6 protein-coding genes and 1 CRISPR repeat array are annotated in these 5,941 nt (G+C 47.6%); of the genes, 2 read left to right on the top strand and 4 right to left on the bottom strand.

Annotated features, from left to right (window positions below; all coding sequences use genetic code 11):
• A partial coding sequence (locus tag B9T16_RS24715; protein ID WP_410246015.1) for a calcium-binding protein occupies positions 1–606 on the top strand: 606 nt, incomplete at its 5' end.
• A gap of 97 nt (positions 607–703) precedes the next feature.
• Positions 704–2,622: direct repeats of the CRISPR family, unit length 37 nt; unit sequence GTTTCCGTCCCCTTGCGGGGAATTGGTAGGGTTGGAC.
• 331 nt (positions 2,623–2,953) lie between these two features.
• Here the strand turns inward: B9T16_RS24715 and cas2 are convergent.
• Positions 2,954–3,238 (bottom strand): CRISPR-associated endonuclease Cas2, encoded by a 285-nt coding sequence (gene cas2, locus B9T16_RS24710; RefSeq protein WP_006616890.1) that lies wholly within the window; start codon positions 3,236–3,238, stop codon positions 2,954–2,956.
• A 52-nt stretch (positions 3,239–3,290) separates the two neighbouring features.
• Positions 3,291–4,265 carry a CRISPR-associated endonuclease Cas1 gene (gene cas1, locus B9T16_RS24705; RefSeq protein WP_006616889.1) on the bottom strand — a complete coding sequence of 325 codons (975 nt, stop codon included), beginning with the start codon at positions 4,263–4,265 and terminating at the stop codon, positions 3,291–3,293.
• A gap of 157 nt (positions 4,266–4,422) precedes the next feature.
• Here cas1 and B9T16_RS24700 point away from each other — a divergent pair, with 157 nt between their 5' ends.
• Positions 4,423–4,551 carry a hypothetical protein gene (locus tag B9T16_RS24700; protein WP_286131298.1) on the top strand — a complete coding sequence of 43 codons (129 nt, stop codon included), beginning with the start codon at positions 4,423–4,425 and terminating at the stop codon, positions 4,549–4,551.
• A gap of 69 nt (positions 4,552–4,620) precedes the next feature.
• Here B9T16_RS24700 and B9T16_RS24695 read toward each other — a convergent pair whose 3' ends face one another.
• Positions 4,621–5,721, bottom strand: a complete 1,101-nt coding sequence (locus B9T16_RS24695) for a putative CRISPR-associated protein (RefSeq protein WP_410246014.1) — start codon at positions 5,719–5,721, stop codon at positions 4,621–4,623.
• A gap of 38 nt (positions 5,722–5,759) precedes the next feature.
• A partial coding sequence (locus B9T16_RS24690; RefSeq protein WP_410246013.1) for a hypothetical protein occupies positions 5,760–5,941 on the bottom strand: 182 nt, incomplete at its 5' end.

Below are 5,941 nucleotides of genomic sequence, written 5' to 3'. Positions count from 1 at the left end.
GAAGCGGAACCGATGAAATTGGGGTTTGAGTGTCAGGACTTACTGCGATCGGGTCTGGGAAAGTATGATTATTATTGTTATCTGGAGGATGATTTAATTCTCCATGACCCGTGGTTTTTTATCAAGTTGGCTTGGTTTAATGCTTATGCGGGGGATGATTGTCTTTTGCAACCTAACCGTTATGAAGTATCCCCCTACGGACTTATTAATAAAGCCTATGTTGATGGGGATTTATTACCCCATGTGACGGCGAAGTTTCAAAATATACGCGATCGCCCCCAATTGGTGGGTAAGGTCATGGAGCAACCCATTCAATTTAATCGCAGTTTAAACCCCCACGCTGGCTGTTATTTTCTCAACAATAACCAGATGGAACATTGGATCAAACAACCTTATTTTTTAGACCGAGATAGCAGTTTTGTGGGTCCCCTGGAAAGCGCGGCAACTCTAGGAATTATGAAGAGTTTTAGGATTTATAAACCCGCCCCGGCTTATGCGAACTTTTTGGAAATTCAGCATTTTGGCTCGACTTTTTTAAGTCTCATTGGTAAGCAGGTGAAGTTAGGAAATTCCCCCCACCAAACCCATGGAGAAGTGGAAGGTTAATTGATGGGAAATATCTTCTACTGACACTGTTTCCCTACCCTACCCCCTCATTAACAAGACTTCACCCTGGGGGCTTTTTAAGACTCGGTTTTCTCGCCTTTCCCTCCCCTTGCGCTTAATTGGTAGGGTATGACTTTGGAAAATCACAAAATGCGATCGGCATTCCCTAGCCGTTTCCGTCCCCTTGTGCTTAATTGGTAGGGTTGGACTCCCCTAACGACCTGAGACGTACCCTGGTCATCAAATAATATTATGTTTCCGTCCCCTTGCGGGGAATTGGTAGGGTTGGACCCCGTAGGAGGCGGAACATACTGGGTTCAGGATTTAGAAAATGTTTCCGTCCCCTTGCGGGGAATTGGTAGGGTTGGACTTTTATTGTTGTAATTTGAGGAAAATAAAATGGGCTTCAAAGTTTCCGTCCCCTTGCGGGGAATTGGTAGGGTTGGACTGAAAATGGCATAAACCTCCTTTAATCTATATAAAAGTTTCCGTCCCCTTGCGGGGAATTGGTAGGGTTGGACACAGTATAGTAAGCTTTTTAAAAGAAAAATTAGAATTAACAGTAGTTTCCGTCCCCTTGCGGGGAATTGGTAGGGTTGGACTAGGTCTGTCGTGGCAAATCTACGCCCCTCGGGGTATGTGGTTTCCGTCCCCTTGCGGGGAATTGGTAGGGTTGGACACCAAACCAAAGCAAAAACGCAAGCCCCAAAAAAAGCGAAACGTTTCCGTCCCCTTGCGGGGAATTGGTAGGGTTGGACATATTTTCCAACCAAGAGAGAGCGGCCTCTCTATTTTGGAGTTTCCGTCCCCTTGCGGGGAATTGGTAGGGTTGGACTGGTTCCCTGTGATGCAGCCACAACACGCTTTTTAGTTTCCGTCCCCTTGCGGGGAATTGGTAGGGTTGGACTGGGTGGGGTGGGAGTATGTAGAAGACAAACGGAAGATAGAGTTTCCGTCCCCTTGCGGGGAATTGGTAGGGTTGGACCGCCGGGTAAAATCGATGGGCTCTTCGGTGCTAAGACGTTACGCGCGTTTCCGTCCCCTTGCGGGGAATTGGTAGGGTTGGACCCTGGCAAACGCCAGAAGCGTTTCAGCATCATTTTCGGGAAGTTTCCGTCCCCTTGCGGGGAATTGGTAGGGTTGGACTTGATAGGCAGAGTGTTTGATGGGCATTTAGATACCGATGTCGAGTTTCCGTCCCCTTGCGGGGAATTGGTAGGGTTGGACCCTAAGTTTGTGTGCCGCATAAAGGACAGTAACAGTAAAAGATTTAATGTTTCCGTCCCCTTGCGGGGAATTGGTAGGGTTGGACCCTTCCAATTTTAAGAGGAAGGGTAGTCGGATTTTCAAAGGAGGGTTTCCGTCCCCTTGCGGGGAATTGGTAGGGTTGGACAGGCCCCCTTCTACAAGTGGCAGGAGAAGCAATTCTCGTGTTTCCGTCCCCTTGCGGGGAATTGGTAGGGTTGGACTAGGGGGCCAGCCGCCCCCTTGCGTAAGTCTTCGATGACTTCCGGGTTTCCGTCCCCTTGCGGGGAATTGGTAGGGTTGGACTTCTTCTTCATAATTTTTACTATTCTCTATGTTATATTTATTGTTTCCGTCCCCTTGCGGGGAATTGGTAGGGTTGGACCTCCCGAAGTTTCGCCACGTCGCCAGCATGATATCTGAAGTGTTTCCGTCCCCTTGCGGGGAATTGGTAGGGTTGGACAAAGAATCCTCTAGGAGCCTCCTCGAAAGAATCCTCTAGGTTTCCGTCCCCTTGCGGGGAATTGGTAGGGTTGGACCCGCACGGGTGGAAGCTAATCGGGATGATATCATCGTGATGCTCTCGTGTTTCCGTCCCCTTGCGGGGAATTGGTAGGGTTGGACTTGACGGGCAAGACGAGCTGTTGCGGTTTATTCACGCAAAGTTTCCGTCCCCTTGCGGGGAATTGGTAGGGTTGGACAATAAACGGGAAATTCACCCCCCACCTGTTGGCGTTTCCGTCCCCTTGCGGGGAATTGGTAGGGTTGGACCCTATACCTTTGGAAACCTTACAGTATGCGGTTTTCAAGGTGCGTTTGCGCGAGAACACGTAGAAGGTGCTTAACAAAACTTTACAGGCTTGTTTGGCGCGAGTAAATTCGTTTGTTTTGCGATGTTTTTATATTATCAGGAGTTGTGCGAGACTGTCAACCCCCCAAAAAACAAATTTCTCTTTTTTTAGCTCAAGTTTATATCAGGTTTCTGTTGTATCCTCGTCGCGCCATATTATTAAAAACTGCAATATAACTTTACATTGCTGAAAATCATTGACTCAAGGGCATTTCAGCCCCAAAGCCATCAAAATTGGGACGATCGCCACCCTTACAAAATGAGAAAGTCTGGTGGTTCGTAAGGAAGCGGTCCCCCGTAGACCTTAACCTGAGCTTTAGTCGAGGGATTGAGGGGATAAGCCCGCAGACTATCCTTTTCTAAATTCAAAACCTTCAGCCACCGCTTATTCAATAAGTCCTCCAGAATTTTTTCCTCCAGGGGACACTCAAACACCGAATACTGAACCCGCTGACACCGCGCCTCCAACAACTTCGCCAACTTGTTGCGGCGCTTGTCGTCTCTTACGTCGTAGCAAACCAACCAAAAATTCGCCATAATGATATCCTTCTAAAGACTTGAGAGTAGGGGATCTGATGCACCGATGATTTCACCGAAAAATAAAAGCCTCATAGTCCAAGCGAGTTTCTACCAAACAACGACCGAGCGATCGCCCCTGCTCCAAAAGGATCTGACTTAGTTTAAGTTTCCGATGTTGTGGGGGATATAGGATAGAATCCTGGAGTTGGCGTTCCAACTGTCCCAAGTACAGCTTTTTCGCCGTTTGTCCCAACCATATCCCCTCCTCCTCCCCTGGTGCGGGTTCAAAATCATTAGGATCAATCAACCCGCTGTTAATTAAAGCGATCGCCACCCGATCAACCACTACCGGGCGAAATTCCTCCATCAAATCTAGTACCAAATTGGGGCGAAATGGGGCGTTCGCATGGAAAAACCCCAAATAAGGGTCAAACCCCGCCTGAACAGTAGCCGCAAATACCCGCGCCAACAAAACCCCATAACCCCAACTCAATAGCGCATTAACGGGATCTTTAGGTGGGCGGCGGTTACGTCCGGTGAACTTCCACTCTGGGGGGAACCAGTGGGTTAGCCCTTGGAAATAAATACGGGCGCAGACCCCCTCAACTCCCATTAATTCATTGCGATCAAGGGGAGTTTCTGTCTGTTTGAGCCGGGGAAGGTAAGAGGCGATCGTGTCGATCGCTTCAGTTAATTGGGTGATTTTACCCTGAGTTTCGCGGTTGCGTCGCTGAAGAAGGTATCGCTGGTTACGGACTTTCCCCAAAATTAGCTTTTGGGCGATCGCCATGCTGAAGGTCGTATCGAGGGCGCGATATTGGGCGAGTCTTACCGTCGGGTTGGTGTGAAAGTGTCCCTGGAGACGGCCGCGAAACCGTCCGTCTTGGCGTAGAAAAATGGTTTCGATGCCACGATCAAGAAGTTGGGCGATCGTGCTATCGGTTAACTGAACCCCTGGAAGTATGACCACTAAATCAACTTCGGCTAGGCGGCAAGTTGTGGAACCTTTGGATTGCTGAATTATTACAGTTCTTTTGGTAATCATGCAATATGGTTTCCCAGTCCCCCTCCCCCCTGGGATTCCGATTTAGGGTCAGGGTAATCTTGCCGGCTATTTCCCTGCTGTAATTATCGCACCTTTGGGATGATTTACTGTCATCACCTATACAGTCTTAATTGTCGGGATTTCTCTAGCCGGAGGAATGGTTAGCGATCGCCCCATTTTATCTCTGTTGCGACGCAATGGTTGGGAAATGCTCATGTCCGATGATCCAGAATTGTATACCCAAATTGCAACCGCCAACGCCACCCCCCCTCTCTCCCAGAAATGATCAAATAAAAATCCCTGGGGTGGCGGCTGAGTCACCCCAGGTTAGATAGATAGGATTTACCAGGTAAATTTACTGGCTAAATTCCTGTTGTAGATGAATAGCAATAGTATTGGTTTCGGCGAGATTTCGTCCGGTGGTCTGGATGCAAATACCATAACCCGCATCTGTCCAAGTTAGCACAAATTCCACAATTCCCTTGGGATAGGTGCGGCGAATTGGTGTTTTTTGCTTAGGGTTAAAAGGCAGAGAGTTGACAATACTTTTTACATAGGGCGATCGGCGAACTTTTTGAGAAAAAGCCATCAATACATCTTTGCCATGGTCATCTCGCAAACTGATATTTTTCGCGTCGGGTTTAGTGTCATCTTGGGGAATTATCTCTAAAATTGTGGTTTGCTGTTTGGCGAATTGTAGGCGCGATCGCTCATTAAAGAGTACCCCCATGGCGGACAAACTAATCAAATCATCCTCCCGGTCTACCAAAGATGATAAATAGGGGTCGTCGATAGGAAATTCCAGTTGGGAGACTCCGGCGGTTTGTTCAGTTTCCAGACATTCAAACAGCAAATAGTTATTTAGCCAAAAAGCTAAATCGAGGGCGATCGGTTGGGGGGGTAATTCGATGACTTCGGAAAATTTCTCGAATAGGTAATAGACCGGAATTCCTAGGGCTTGTCCAATCATTCCCGCGAAGGAAATTTGGGCTTTATATCCACCAGTCGCATTAATGGCGATCGCTTCCGGGGAAAACGTGCGAACCTCCGTGCTAATTTCCTTAACCAAATTTTTCAAGCCTTTTTGTCGAAAATCCTGGACGCTATCATCACGCAGTCCGGTCAAAACTCGATATTCTACCTGTTGAAAATTGAGGGGATTTCTGGTATAATCAAAATAGAGTTTAAGCAGATTTCCCATGGCTCTGCCATCATCAGTATCTGATACCAAAAATATCAGACGGTTGCGATCTGCCAAAAATCCTTTATCACAAATACTGGCGATCGAGTTAATTTCCGCCCCACAAAGGCGATCGGTATTCTTACGTTCCAGCAGCAGAAGCGATAACTGTTTCCAGTTTTGGGCTTTAAAAGCCTCTTGAATAGCCGCATCATCACAGTATTTAAGGTTATTCAGCAGGCTAGTTCCCACGGTGCAAATGAGTGTATTTCTCATGATTATCTCCGATTTATTGTTGGGAGTTTAGGGTTAAATTAGAGCCAGTTTTTGGTCTGCAAGCTGATGTTAATTTCCGGCAAAATAGCTAGTATAGCCCTCACCCTCAATCCCTCTCCCCGGTGGAGATAGGGACTTTGATATAACTCCCCTCCTCCCTGTTCCCTGAACCTGTCGAAGGGGGTAGCAAGGGCTTGTGAATAACTACACTTAATAATCA

This window comes from Arthrospira sp. PCC 8006, assembly GCF_046480465.1.
Lineage (GTDB): Bacteria > Cyanobacteriota > Cyanobacteriia > Cyanobacteriales > Microcoleaceae > Limnospira > Limnospira platensis.
Note: the sequence above shows the minus strand (reverse complement) of the source record. Positions and strands in the feature narration are given on the sequence as shown.